The organism is Vibrio sp. 10N.222.55.A1, from assembly GCF_041473835.1.
GTDB lineage: Bacteria > Pseudomonadota > Gammaproteobacteria > Enterobacterales > Vibrionaceae > Vibrio > Vibrio crassostreae_C.
In genome coordinates, this window is record NZ_JBFRSX010000033.1 from 26,435 (window position 1) to 38,809 (window position 12,375).

At 44.0% G+C, this 12,375-nt stretch carries 12 protein-coding genes; 5 read left to right on the forward strand and 7 right to left on the reverse strand.

The genetic code is table 11. From position 1 onward, the window contains the following. Window positions 1-23 precede the first annotated feature (23 nt). The 4 genes from AB4493_RS10080 to aqpZ all read left to right on the forward strand — a co-directional run bounded on the left by AB4493_RS10080 (window position 24) and on the right by aqpZ (window position 5,263). Complete coding sequence (locus AB4493_RS10080) at window positions 24-1,757, forward strand: alpha-glucosidase (protein WP_102320046.1); 1,734 nt, start codon at window positions 24-26, stop codon at window positions 1,755-1,757. A gap of 59 nt (window positions 1,758-1,816) precedes the next feature. Further along, window positions 1,817-3,445 carry a PTS transporter subunit IIBC gene (locus tag AB4493_RS10085; protein WP_372154940.1) on the forward strand — a complete coding sequence of 543 codons (1,629 nt, stop codon included), beginning with the start codon at window positions 1,817-1,819 and terminating at the stop codon, window positions 3,443-3,445. A 79-nt stretch (window positions 3,446-3,524) separates the two neighbouring features. Continuing rightward, on the forward strand, window positions 3,525-4,331 hold the full coding sequence (locus AB4493_RS10090; RefSeq protein WP_019823193.1) for an endonuclease/exonuclease/phosphatase family protein: 807 nt from the start codon (window positions 3,525-3,527) through the stop codon (window positions 4,329-4,331). A gap of 242 nt (window positions 4,332-4,573) precedes the next feature. Next, the gene (gene aqpZ / locus AB4493_RS10095; RefSeq protein ID WP_048610468.1) at window positions 4,574-5,263 is read left to right on the forward strand and encodes an aquaporin Z; all 690 of its coding nucleotides are present in this window, start codon (window positions 4,574-4,576) and stop codon (window positions 5,261-5,263) included. A gap of 66 nt (window positions 5,264-5,329) precedes the next feature. Here aqpZ and recR read toward each other — a convergent pair whose 3' ends face one another. The 7 genes from recR to AB4493_RS10130 all read right to left on the reverse strand — a co-directional run bounded on the left by recR (window position 5,330) and on the right by AB4493_RS10130 (window position 11,267). Beyond that, window positions 5,330-5,929, reverse strand: coding sequence for a recombination mediator RecR (gene recR, locus AB4493_RS10100; RefSeq protein WP_019823189.1), 600 nt, complete (start codon window positions 5,927-5,929; stop codon window positions 5,330-5,332). Window positions 5,930-6,007: 78 nt separating this feature from the next. Beyond that, entirely contained in the window at window positions 6,008-6,337 is a 330-nt protein-coding gene (locus AB4493_RS10105) for a YbaB/EbfC family nucleoid-associated protein (RefSeq protein ID WP_017062338.1), read from the reverse strand. A 152-nt stretch (window positions 6,338-6,489) separates the two neighbouring features. Further along, window positions 6,490-8,706, reverse strand: a complete 2,217-nt coding sequence (gene dnaX / locus AB4493_RS10110) for a DNA polymerase III subunit gamma/tau (protein WP_372154941.1) — start codon at window positions 8,704-8,706, stop codon at window positions 6,490-6,492. 18 nt (window positions 8,707-8,724) lie between these two features. Next, a complete protein-coding gene (gene apt / locus AB4493_RS10115) occupies window positions 8,725-9,270 on the reverse strand; it encodes an adenine phosphoribosyltransferase (RefSeq protein WP_017062340.1) in 546 nt (181 codons plus the stop codon). A gap of 161 nt (window positions 9,271-9,431) precedes the next feature. Beyond that, window positions 9,432-9,803 carry a YbaN family protein gene (locus tag AB4493_RS10120; protein WP_029225617.1) on the reverse strand — a complete coding sequence of 124 codons (372 nt, stop codon included), beginning with the start codon at window positions 9,801-9,803 and terminating at the stop codon, window positions 9,432-9,434. A 74-nt stretch (window positions 9,804-9,877) separates the two neighbouring features. Next, window positions 9,878-10,015 carry a hypothetical protein gene (locus AB4493_RS10125; RefSeq protein ID WP_017067606.1) on the reverse strand — a complete coding sequence of 46 codons (138 nt, stop codon included), beginning with the start codon at window positions 10,013-10,015 and terminating at the stop codon, window positions 9,878-9,880. A gap of 148 nt (window positions 10,016-10,163) precedes the next feature. Further along, complete coding sequence (locus AB4493_RS10130; RefSeq protein ID WP_372154942.1) at window positions 10,164-11,267, reverse strand: response regulator; 1,104 nt, start codon at window positions 11,265-11,267, stop codon at window positions 10,164-10,166. Between the two features lie 228 nt (window positions 11,268-11,495). Here AB4493_RS10130 and AB4493_RS10135 point away from each other — a divergent pair, with 228 nt between their 5' ends. After that, window positions 11,496-12,371 carry a LysR family transcriptional regulator gene (locus AB4493_RS10135; RefSeq protein WP_017062344.1) on the forward strand — a complete coding sequence of 292 codons (876 nt, stop codon included), beginning with the start codon at window positions 11,496-11,498 and terminating at the stop codon, window positions 12,369-12,371. Window positions 12,372-12,375: the final 4 nt, after the last annotated feature.

Here is a 12,375-nt window from a genome sequence, read left to right on the forward strand (position 1 = left end):
CGATAACACACATAGTATAACCGATGACACTCGCTAATAATCTACACTCAAAACCACTCGCGTGGTGGAAGAAAGCAACTGCCTACCAAATTTATCCCCGTAGTTTTTATGATACAAACCAGGACGGTATTGGTGACATCAATGGGATCATTGCTAAGCTAGATTATCTTGCTGATTTGGGCATTGATTTAATATGGATCTGCCCATTCTACGCATCACCGAATGATGATAACGGTTACGATATCAGTGACTATCAAGCGATTCATCCTGACTTTGGAACCCTTGAGGATGTGGATAAATTAATCACTGCTGCTCATGAACGTGGCATTCGCATTATTATGGATTTAGTGATAAACCACACTAGCGATGAGCATCCATGGTTCATCGAATCGCGAGATAACAAAGATAGCCCTAAGCGTGATTGGTATATTTGGCGTGATGGTTGTGAGCCTACAGCTGAAAAGCCGACTTGCGAACCAAATAACTGGGAAAGTATTTTTCATGGTAGTGCATGGGAATATGATGACAAAACTGCACAATATTATTTGCACCTATTTTCTAAAAAACAGCCAGATCTTAATTGGGAAAACCCTGAAGTTAAACAAGCACTATTTAAAATGATTCATTGGTGGTTGGAACGAGGTATTGATGGTTTCCGTGTCGATGCAATTAGCCATATTCAAAAACAAGCTGGTTTACCCTCTTTACCCAATCCAAAGGGTGAAAACTATGTCTCTTCATTCGATTATCATATGAATGTGGCAGGGATTGAAAAACATCTGTATGAGTTAAAAGAGCAGGCGTTTTCGCCTTTTGATATCGTGACCGTTGGTGAGGCCAATGGGGTGACGGCCGACAACGCATTGCCTTGGGTTGCTGAAGCGACCGAGCACGATCAAGGTGGTGTTTTTAACATGATTTTTCAGTTTGAACACATGAAGCTATGGTCGGAAGAACAAAGCAACGAGAATTTCGATCTCGTGGCGTTCAAACGCATTTTATCGCGTTGGCAAGATGCCTTAGAAGGTAAAGGCTGGAATGCGCTTTATTTAGAAAACCACGATCAAGCTCGTAGTATTGATACTTTTGCCGATCCTAACTCTAGGTATGCCAGTGCTACCGCGTTAGCGAGTTGTTATTTCTTGATGAAAGGAACTCCATTTATTTATCAGGGCCAAGAGATTGGTATGGTAAATCATCAGTTTACTTCTCTTGACGAATTTAACGATGTGTCTGCGAGAAATTTAATTCAAAAGCTATCGCAACAAGGTCAGAGCGATGCCGATATCTTAGCCTTGTTAAATCAAGTATCCCGCGACCACAGTCGCTTGCCAATGCAATGGAATGACCAGGATTTTGCCGGTTTTTCTGAGGTGCAACCTTGGTTCTCGGTGAATCAACAGTATGCAGATATCAATGTTGAGCAACAACAGCAAGATCCAAATTCGATCTTAGGTTTCTATAAGCAGTTGATTGCTTTGCGTAAGTCACATGAAAGCTTAGTGGTTGGCCGTTATCAATTACTGCTAGCTAACGATCCTAATATCTATGTTTATCAACGTGTTGCTCAAGATATGACATGGACCATTATTACCAATTTAAGTCCACAAGAGAGCGTTGTTGATATCGACTGCACCCAATTAGGCGAGTTAATGCTTGATAATCAGAATATTAACAATGAACACGTTCGCTCAGATTTTATAACAACGCAAATAGCCCCCGCTTATGCCGCGTATATATTTGCAAGAAAGCACTAAATTATATTTATGGCTAGGCGCTGATAACGTTAGCCTGTATTTAAATCAAGGAACTATTTATGAGTAAGTTACTATCGTTTGATTTTTGGCAACGATTTGGGAAGTCCCTTATCGTTGTTATCGCGGTGATGCCTGCCGCTGGTATCATGATATCACTAGGTAAAGTGGTCGCAATGTATGCGGGTGGGCTTGGTGCCATTGAAACACTAGGCGCTATAATGGAAAACATAGGTTGGGGGATCATTGTTAACCTTCACCTATTATTTGCGGTCGCGATTGGTGGCTCGTGGGCAAAAGAGCGTGCAGGTGGCGCATTTGCCGCGCTAATAGCCTTCATCTTAATCAACCGTATCACTGGGGTTATATTGGGCGTGGATAACGCTATGCTCAGTGACCCAGAAGCGGTTGTGATGAGCCTATTTGGTTCTGAGTTACCTGTCTCTCAATTCTTCACGAATATTTTGGGTGCTCCTGCCCTAAATATGGGTGTGTTTATCGGTATTATGTCTGGCTATTTAGGTGCCAACTTATTTAACCGCTATCATGACTTCGCTCGCTTACCTCAGGCATTAGCATTTTTCAACGGTAAGCGTTTTGTACCTTTTGTTGTTATTTTCTATTCGCTGATTATTGCGTTTGGTTTATCTGTAATATGGCCTTTAATTCAAGGTGCGCTTAATGATTTTGGTCAATGGATTGCTACCTCTAAAGACACTGCGCCGATCACTGCTCCTTTCTTGTATGGTACGTTAGAGCGTTTATTACTGCCATTTGGTTTACACCACACTTTAACTATTCCAATGAATTACACCGAGTTGGGTGGTACTTATGAGCTTTTGACTGGGATGAATGCGGGCTCAAGTGTTTATGGTCAAGATCCATTATGGCTTGCTTGGGTCAGCGATTTAAATAATCTTAAATTAAGCGATCCGACAACTTACCAACACCTGTTAGATACGGTGCACCCAGCACGCTTTAAAGCAGGCCAAGTTATTATCGCAGCCTCTTCATTGATTGGTATTGGACTTGCGATGTATCACTGTGTTGATAGTGATAAGCGCGCACAATATAAGCCAATGTTCTTATCTGCCTGTCTTGCTGTGTTATTAACCGGTGTGACTGAGCCTATTGAATTCATGTTTATGTTTATCGCTCCCGTTTTGTATGTTGCACATGCTGTGTTAACAGGAGTTGCATTTGCGTTGGTCGATGTGATGGACCTACGTGTACATGCCTTTGGTTTGATTGAGTTACTCACTCGTATACCTATGATGGTTTCAGCGGGCATCGGTGGTGATCTGGTTCGCTTTGCATTAGTTTCTATTGTTTTCTTTGTGGTTAACTATGGATTGTTCCGCTTCCTAATCGTGAAATTGAAGTTACCAACACCGGGTCGTATGGGTAACTACCTGGATGAAAGCTCAGAATCGATGTCAGAAGATGAGAAGATGAACATTATTATTCAGAATTTAGGTGGCCGTGCCAATATTGCTGAGATTGATGCTTGTATGACTCGCTTGCGTATTACAGTTAATGATCCGAAGTTGGTTGCTGAATATGCGTCATGGAAGCCGACAGGGGCTCTTGGTGCTGTGATTAAAGAACAGGGTGTACAAGTTATTTATGGCCCTGGGGTGGATGTTATTAAATCTAAGTTAATAGAGAAATATTCAGCACAACCTGCGTAATTCTTTTTAGATCAAATAACCTCGAGAAACGCAGCCTTGCGCTGCGTTTTATCTCACTAGAATAAATAAGTGAATAATAATGAAGTTAATGACACTAAATACCCACAGTTGGCAAGAAGAAAAACAGCTAGAAAAGTTAGATGTGGTCGCGCAAGCCATTATCGAGCAAGGGTGCGATGTGGTTGCATTACAGGAAGTGAATCAACATCAAGATAGCCCGGCCGTTGATGCCAATATATTAACCAATCACACTGTGTTGGCGAATAACTATGGTTATTTATTACAGAAAAAACTCATGGAATACGGTCATCACTACCAACTTACGTGGGATTTCGTTCATCAAAGTTATGAAGTATATCAAGAGGGGCTCTCATTTTTAACGCGACTACCGATTGTCGAACATGAGGTCATTGATTTAAGTGATAACTATGATGTGAGCTTTTGGAAACATCGGCGAGCAGTGCGTATTAAAGTGACCTCTCAACAGGGTGATTTTAATCTTTATAATTGTCATTGTGGCTGGTGGAATGACTCAGAGAACTCATTTGAGGATCAGTTCGACCGAATCAAGGCAACTTTACCAACAGAGTTGAGCTTTCTATTAGGCGATTTCAACAACCCAAGCCATATACGTAATGAAGGCTATGATTACGTATTACAACGCGGTTTGATGGATTGTTATGAAGTTGCTGAAATCAAAGATGATGGAACCACTGTCATTAAAAACATTGATGGTTGGGAGCAAAATAGCCAAGCGTTACGCATTGATTTAGTACTTAGTAATCAGCCTGTAGTGGTAAAGCAGCATAAGGTGATTTTTAATCACGATTTTTATCCGGTTGTATCAGATCACTTTGGGGTGTTGGTAGAAGTAGAACTTACTTAATTTTTATCAACTCATCGTAGTTTAAATAAAAAGAATACTGACACAAATACGGCTAATTATCAGGTCACTCTTACTTGCTAAAATAGCGATAGAATACGACTGACCTTAACGATCTTTAGTGCGAGTTCGAAGTGATTACATAAGATTCTCTGTTCTTTCTTTCAACTATATACACAAGATTTCACACTTCTGCGAAATCTAAACTATCTTGTTGATACTGGTACAGATTAATAAGGATCGTTATGAATAGGTATATTGCAGAAATGTTCGGTACATTTTGGTTGGTGTTAGGGGGTTGTGGTAGTGCCGTCTTGGCCGCTGCTTTTCCCGATGTAGGTATCGGCTTACTCGGGGTTTCCCTCGCGTTTGGTTTAACCGTACTCACCATGGCTTTTGCTATTGGCCATATATCCGGCTGTCATCTCAACCCTGCTGTTACAATAGGTCTTTGGAGCGGTGGTCGCTTTGATGCCAAAGACGTCGCACCTTATATTATTGCCCAGGTCATTGGCGGTATTATCGCGGGTGGTGTGTTATTCGTGATTGCTTCAGGCCAAGCAGGCTTTGACGCTGCGGCATCTGGCTTTGCTTCAAATGGTTACGGTGAACACTCACCGGGCGGCTATTCACTTACCGCTGCACTGGTCTGTGAAGTGGTCATGACCATGGTATTCCTATTCGTGATCATGGGCGCAACTGATTCAAAAGCGCCTGCTGGGTTTGCACCCATTGCGATTGGTCTCTGTTTGACCTTGATTCACCTTATCAGTATTCCTGTAACCAACACCTCTGTGAACCCTGCTCGAAGTACCGGCGTGGCTGTATTTGTCGGTGATTGGGCCGTTTCGCAATTGTGGCTATTCTGGGTTGCACCGATTATTGGTGCCGTGATTGGCGCGATGATATACAAAGCGGTAAGAGGTTCAGATTAAGCGCTGAAAAACGTCTAAAGCAATAAAAGAAAAAGCCGCTTAGTGATGCTTCACCAAGCGGCTTTTTTAGATCTTATGACGACCGAGTAAGGAGTGCGAAAGCGTGGTGCCATCCACCAGCTCTAGCTCACCACCAACAGGAACACCATGAGCGATACGGCTTGCGTTCACTTCATGGGCATTACATAGCTCAGCAATGTAATGCGCTGTGGCTTCCCCTTCAACTGTTGGGTTAGTCGCTAGGATTACTTCCGAGATATCACCACGACGCAGGCGGTAGTCCAAAACATCGAGACCGATGTCACTTGGACCAATACCATCAAGTGGTGAAAGGTGACCCATCAATACAAAGTAACGGCCTGAATATTGTCCTGTCGCTTCTATTGCTGCAATGTCTGCTGGGCTCTCTACTACACAGATTTGACCATTTTCCTGACGTTTAGGATTGGTACAAATGTGGCAAGTATCTTCTTCAGTAAAAGTACGGCACTCATTACAGTGACCAATTTCGGTCATTGCTTGGCTAAGAGCTTCAGCCAACTGTAGGCCGCCTTTTCTATCGCGCTGTAACAAATGAAAGGCCATACGCTGCGCCGACTTGGGGCCAACCCCAGGTAGACAACGTAAGGCCTCCATCAAATGCTCCAGCATATGACTGGTACGCATATTTAACCGTTCTAATGTTCAAGTAATAGCCTGTTCAACACAAACCACCACCTGAATTAACCTTTAAGAATAAGTTACTTAGAAAGGCATCTTCATACCTGGTGGAAGTTGCATTCCGCCAGTTACGCTAGCCATTTTCTCTTTTTGAGTTTCTTCAACGCGACGAGCCGCATCGTTGAAAGCAGCAGCGATAAGATCTTCAAGCATCTCTTTATCGTCTTCCATTAGGCTTTCATCGATATCAACACGGCGAACGCTGTGGCTACCAGTGATCGTTACTTTTACAAGGCCAGCACCTGACTCACCTGTAACTTCCATATTTGCGATTTCTTCTTGAAGCTTTTGCATGCGCTCTTGCATTTGCTGGGCTTGCTTCATCATGTTGCCCATACCGCCTTTACCAAACATGTTAATACTCTCTGGTCTAATTGGTTTATTAAAATTAATTAAGCTATACGAGCTTAAATGGGGGTTAAAACAGTGTGATTCAACCCCTCGATGTTCAGTTCTCAGATTTGCTTATCTGGGATGATATGCCGGTCACTAAACAAGAAAACGTTCTAGATAGGACGAACGCTGTCTCTGTCGAGTTCAGCGGCAAAACGTCTTTCAATGAACTGTACGTTGGCATCGTTTTCTAAAGCGGTAAACGCGTCTTTCAACTTACCTTGATACAGTCGTTCTCGTAATTCTAGCGGCGTTTCTCCACCATCACCGATTTCAACACTCAAATGACACTCTTCTCCAAGCACAATATTGAGAGACTGCAATAGCTCACTCTGCGCACGGTCGGTATTCAAATGAGCTTGGCTCGCTCTTAACGTTAAAGTGATTGATGTGTCGTTTTTAGCAAACACTGAGTTCAATGCTAACTGTTCAACAAGCTTGGCTGTCTCTAGCTTTTGAATCGTGGCTGACCATTCATCTTGAGCAATCGACTCTTGAAGCAATTTATCGACCATTTCTGGTGTCTTAATATGCTCCAACGCACGCTTGATCTGAGTAGGTGTAAGCTCTTTGCTCACCTCTTTCACTACAGGTTTAGACGGTTTCCAGCGATAAGGTTCATTATCGTTGGTCACATTTTCTGTCGAAGAGGATGATAAAGAAGCTGGCGACACCCGCTCAGAACCACCGTGTTGCTGAGCAACTCGATCAAGAACTGAAGTTTTAGCTGGTGTCGCTTTAGCCTTTTTTGGCGCCGAGCCTTTGTTTTCTGTTGCCGAACTGCCTCTACGTTGAGAACGTAATTGGTGGCGTAAACCACTCACAGGCGAAGTTGCACGCGCTGGCTGCTCTTGCGGAGCAGAAGGTGCAGCGCTTGGCTGTTGAACCGGACTCTGGTTTTGATAATTCGTTTGTTGCTGCTGAGGCTGCTCTGCACCGTAGCTTGGACGCTCATCATAAGCAGGAGGCGCGTCATACTGGCTATGCGGGTAATCCTGCTCAGGATAACCTTGGTTGCCTGAATGTTCAGCGTAACCTTGCGAATCTGAATACTGTGCTGGAGTCTGTTGCACGGGTGGCTGCTGCATAGCTTGCTGTTGAGGCGCCTGTTGTTGCATCTGAGGCTGTCTCGGAGCTGCCATTGGCGCAGGTTGACTCACTGACTGAGCAACGTTCTGAGCTTGAGCTGCTGGAACTGGCGCTGGGCTTGCCGACTGAGTCGAGATTGCCGTAGCAACCGCTTGTTCAGCTGGTCTAAATGCCAACATGCGTAAAACCACCATCTCAATACCAACGCGAGCGGTTGGCGACAATGGTAAGTCTTCACGACCTTTCAACACGATCTGGTAGTAGAGTTGAATGTCTTGTGGGCTAAGCGCTTTGCTCAGTAGTTCAAGCTTCTCAGCGTCAGGCTGTGCCTTATCTAATGTAGATGGCAAAGCTTGGAACATCGCAAGACGATGCAGTTGGGCCGCAAGCTGATTCAGCAAACCATCCCACTCGACACCGTTCTCAGCAAGGCTTTGGATACACGCCATCGCTTGCTGTGGCTGCTTACTGCTAATCGCTTCAAGCAAGTGGATAGCTTGGTCGGTATCCAGTGTTCCGAGCATGTGAGCAACAGTATCTGTTACGACATTGCCATTACCCAATGCGATAGCTTGGTCTGTAAGGCTTAGCGCATCACGCATACTGCCATCAGCAGCATGAGCAATCATTCCAAGCGCACGAGATTCAGACGTCACATCTTCTTGTTCAAGAATATGATCGAGCTGCTCGTGAATATTATCAACGCTGATCGGCTTAAGATGGAACTGCAAACAACGCGACAAGATCGTTACTGGAAGCTTCTGTGGATCCGTTGTTGCGAGCAAGAATTTCACATACTCAGGCGGCTCTTCTAAGGTCTTTAGAAGCGCGTTAAAGCTGTGCCTGGAAAGCATGTGGACTTCATCGATTAGGTAAACCTTGAAGCGACCACGTGCAGGCTTGTACTGAACATTGTCCAGAAGCTCGCGGGTATCTTCTACCTTAGTTCGTGATGCCGCATCGATCTCGAGCAGGTCAACAAAGCGACCTTCATCGATTTCTTTACAGGTTGCACATTCACCACAAGGTGTTGAGGTAATGCCTGTTTCACAGTTGAGTCCCTTAGCAAACAAACGACCGATGGTTGTTTTACCAACACCTCGTGTACCGCTGAACAGGTATGCGTGGTGCAACCTATTCTGGCTAAGGGCATTCTCTAATGCTGTTAAAACATGGGCTTGACCAACCACTTCTTTGAATTTGGTTGGTCGCCATTTTCGCGCTAACGCAAGATAGCTCATGAATAATTCCGAAAAGGATTAATGACCGTCGAATTCGCAGATGCTAAACACTTCTAGACCTAAGCCTTGTAAGCGCTTGTCACCACCGATTTCTGGAAGGTTAATAACAAATGCAGCGTGTTCTACCACACCACCAAGCTGACGAATCAACTTTGTTGTTGCTTCAATCGTACCGCCCGTTGCTAGCAAATCATCAACCATCAACACTTTATCGCCTTCAACGATAGCATCAGTATGGATTTCTAGAGTGTCGGTGCCGTACTCAAGCTCATAAGATTGTGCCACAGTTTGACGAGGCAGCTTGCCCGGCTTACGAACAGGAATGAAGCCAACACCTAGCTCAAGTGCCAAAGGCGCACCAAATAGGAAACCACGAGCTTCAGTACCAACGATCTTAGTAAAGCCCATGTCCTTGTATGTTTCCGCTAGCAGGTCGATAGTCGCTTTGTAAGCTACTGGATCTTCCATCAAGCTTGTTACGTCACGGAACAAAATACCCGCTTTAGGGTAATCAGGAATGCTTTTGATGCTTGCTTTGATCAGAGAGATTTTTTCTGTGTTCATAATCTTATGCACTTCATTAGGCCGCTTTCCAAACTCTCGTTAACGAATCAAACATCAACGCTCGGAATTAAGGAAAGGTACAATTGGTATTCATTGCAACGAGAGTCATAACTCTGATTGCTGAAATAATAAACGCCCGCTATACAAGCAGGCACACTGGCTTAATGGTAGTGATTTTCTTTGCTGTCAGCAACCAACTCATGGGTTGGAAGTCGCATAAACCATGTGAGAAGAATAACAAGTACACAAATTAGGAAAGCCTTTACCCAAATGATAGGGGCAAAGTAGATGGATAACGCAAAACTCAACAAGATAAAGAATACGCCACGCGTTTTAACTTGTTTGGTGACGGCACCGTGTTGATACCAATTGTTCAGCAAAGGACCCAGCGTTTTGTGCTCATGCATCCATTTATGAACTTTCGGATTGCTTCGCATGAAGCATGCGCTGGCAAGAAGGAGAAAAGGAGTGGTTGGCAGAACGGGCAAAACTATCCCTAGAACTGCGAGAAATATACAAAGGCCACCAGCAATATTGAGGCTTAAAACTCGAACGCTAATTGTGGCCTCCTTGAGTTAGCTATCACCAATCGGCGACGACAGCTTAACTAGAATGTTGCGTAACCATTGAATACACGGATCAACGTAAGTGTTGCTGGTAGCAATGGAATCATTAAAAATGCGGCTAAAAATCCTAAAAAGTAGAATACATTAAACGGGTCTTGAAAGTCTTTGTTATCTGCCATGATTGCTTCTTGTTTTTGTTAGTGAAGGTAAGTATCCGGCGAACCAAACCCGCTTTGCTAAATCGACATTTAACAAAAAAGGCATAGCCACACCATTTGCGCAACTATACCTTAATCAATTATTCACAAAAACCGAGGAAATATAGGGTTAATCAGTAGACCCTTGGTGTATGTCTAAACTAAAACTTGCCGCTCCAAGTAGGCTCAACGACAGTTGGCAGCCCTGTTCGATCGGAAGGTCCCGCGTAATAAAGTTCTTCTTGCAGTTCTCACCCAAGCGCTCACCTGCTGCAATATATTGATTCAATTCACCATTCGACCATTGCCCGTCTAGACCCGCAGGCAAAATGGAGATGGTTCCCTCGGCAAGGTCAGCAACACCAAACAAGGCATTCACTGGGGTGGAGCATTTAGAGCAACGAATCCCCTTCTCTAAGATTTCAGCAATATCTTTGAGATCAACATTAAAATCTTTTCTGTTTCTTATGTAATCGTGGAACAGCGCTCTCACTAACAATGTTGTCGCGGAGCCGCCATTATCAGACGACGATGAATCGACGAGGTAAAAAGCAAACTGCCCGTTCATCATCCACGCATAGTCAAACACAAGTGGCATCATCTCTGTTGATTGCAGTAACCGGTAACTGCAACGCCATGAGCCTTGTCGCGTATCTTTCTCTGGAAGCAGCGCATGCAGTAAGTCTTTTGCTGCGCTTGGGTTATCTTGAAGGTAATTCAGGTGCCAATGCAGTTCTTGGTCTTCAGGGATCTCTCCCCCATCATCCACACAGAACCATTGGCTCGAAAAATCTCGTTGGTCTGAAATGTTATCGAACGAATCTGTCAATGTATTCGCAATCGCACTTCCTAGGTGACGGTGATCCTCTAACGGCTTCGCCAAGAAGTCTTTAATACCAAATCGCAAGGCTTTCGCCACGTCAGACATATCATCAGTGCCAGACACAACGATCATAGGCAGTGACGGGTACTCTAAACTGAGCTCTTCCACAAGCTCTATGCCATCAAGTATTGGCATTGATAAGTCACACACAATTAAATCTGGCGCTGAGTCTCTAAGTTTCTGCAAAGCGTCCAGTCCATTTTCAGCCTCAACCACTTTATAACCGACCTTGTCTAGGTACGCACTGGTTTTACGGCGAAAAATAGGATCATCATCAACCAACATCACGCATTTTTGGTTAATTACTTCCTGAGCCGAGGTCATTACTGGCTGACTGTGAGTTTTGTACATAATCTATAACCTCACAAAACTAAGTCGAATTATTATTGTTATCTGTTCTAAGAACTAATATAAAACTTAGTAATAAAATGCTAAATACACAAATTTGCACTCTTTACTGGTAATTCGTGACGAGGGTTGGAATACTTGTAAATAGTGCAACGAGTTGACGTAACGCAAACATTGATCTCACTGTTACGTATAAATTAGATGAGATTGTAAACAAATGTGTCTGGATTTATGAAATTAGATGATTTAAACCTCTTTCGACTCGTCGTTGAAAATGGGAGCTACACCGCAACATCGCGCAAGACTATGATTCCGGTTGCGACCATCACACGACGCATCCAAGCCTTAGAAGATTCTTTGAACCTTAGGCTTCTCAATAGACACGCGCGTAAACTTTCTTTAACAGAGGCAGGCGAACGTTTCTTCAATGAATGCTCTCCGCTGTTGCAACGTCTCTCTTCTACTGCAGAAGAGTTAACTGACGTGTGCAAAGGCGCTTCCGGTAAGATTCGTATTACGGCACCCTCAAACCTGACCAAGCGCATGATGATGCCAATGTTCAGTGAATTCATGATTCAATACCCTGATATCAATATTGAGCTGATGATGAACAACCAAGCGGATCAGCTGGATCCAACGGAGTGGGACGTAATTTTCCGAGTCGGCCCTCAGCGTGATTCAAGCCTAATCGCTCGAAAAATCAGTGAAGTCAAAGATATTCTTATCGCGAGCCCTGAGTACTTAGCGAAGAACCCAGCTCCAAGCCATGCTGAAGAGCTAGCGAACCATTCGCTACTCAAAGGCTACCCGCTGATTAAGTGGCAGCTGAGTAATTCGAATGAAGAGACGGTGGTGAATAGCGAGAAAGGCCGTTTCAACGCCAATGCGCTTAATGTCGTAAGACAAGCGTGCTCAGAAGGCCTAGGTATCACCCTGATGCCTGACGTGATGATTCGTGAATACATTGAAGATGGCAGCTTAGTGCAAGTCTTAGAAGACTGGAGCGCTAACCCTCGTGATATTTACATGCTTTATAACCACAAAGACCATCTACCAGAGAAAGTGAGATTGTTTATTGATTTTGTGATCGCATACCACATTCATTAAGGTC

Coding starts and splice junctions, on each gene's coding strand:
- apt (WP_017062340.1), bottom strand. CDS start 9,270: ATGAACACAGAAAAAATCTCTCTGATCAAAGCAAGCATCAAAAGCATT.
- AB4493_RS10130 (WP_372154942.1), bottom strand. CDS start 11,267: ATGTACAAAACTCACAGTCAGCCAGTAATGACCTCGGCTCAGGAAGTA.
- AB4493_RS10135 (WP_017062344.1), top strand. CDS start 11,496: ATGAAATTAGATGATTTAAACCTCTTTCGACTCGTCGTTGAAAATGGG.
- dnaX (WP_372154941.1), bottom strand. CDS start 8,706: ATGAGCTATCTTGCGTTAGCGCGAAAATGGCGACCAACCAAATTCAAA.
- aqpZ (WP_048610468.1), top strand. CDS start 4,574: ATGAATAGGTATATTGCAGAAATGTTCGGTACATTTTGGTTGGTGTTA.
- AB4493_RS10090 (WP_019823193.1), top strand. CDS start 3,525: ATGAAGTTAATGACACTAAATACCCACAGTTGGCAAGAAGAAAAACAG.
- AB4493_RS10105 (WP_017062338.1), bottom strand. CDS start 6,337: ATGTTTGGTAAAGGCGGTATGGGCAACATGATGAAGCAAGCCCAGCAA.
- recR (WP_019823189.1), bottom strand. CDS start 5,929: ATGCGTACCAGTCATATGCTGGAGCATTTGATGGAGGCCTTACGTTGT.
- AB4493_RS10085 (WP_372154940.1), top strand. CDS start 1,817: ATGAGTAAGTTACTATCGTTTGATTTTTGGCAACGATTTGGGAAGTCC.
- AB4493_RS10080 (WP_102320046.1), top strand. CDS start 24: ATGACACTCGCTAATAATCTACACTCAAAACCACTCGCGTGGTGGAAG.
- AB4493_RS10125 (WP_017067606.1), bottom strand. CDS start 10,015: ATGGCAGATAACAAAGACTTTCAAGACCCGTTTAATGTATTCTACTTT.